General features: G+C 38.8%; 1 rRNA gene. It reads right to left on the bottom strand.

The window, feature by feature from the left end:
• Window positions 1-106, bottom strand: a 23S ribosomal RNA gene (locus tag CPJCM30710_RS17605); the annotation flags it as partial.
• Between the last annotated feature and the right edge of the window lie 157 nt (window positions 107-263).

The following is a 263-nucleotide window of genomic DNA, read 5'->3' as shown; positions in this document are numbered from 1 at the left end:
CGGATCACAGGCTATTTGCGCCTACCCGAAGCTTATCGCAGCTTATCGCGTCCTTCATCGGCTCCTGATGCCAAGGCATTCACCATGCGCCCTTTGTAGCTTGACCTAATATACTAAAGTAGTCTTTTACAACTACCAGTTTTGGTTCTCTTACAAAGAATAATTCTTTGGTTTTACCAATTTGGCTTTACATTACTTTATGTGCAATTTTCAAAGAACAAAATTTTGAAAGACTTTTGGTCTCTCAAAATTAAACAGAGGAA

Source organism: Clostridium polyendosporum (assembly GCF_018332455.1).
In the GTDB taxonomy this organism is placed as follows: domain Bacteria; phylum Bacillota; class Clostridia; order Clostridiales; family Clostridiaceae; genus Clostridium_AY; species Clostridium_AY polyendosporum.
The sequence above is the reverse complement of the archived record's forward strand: the minus strand, read 5'-3'. Positions and strand labels throughout refer to the sequence as shown.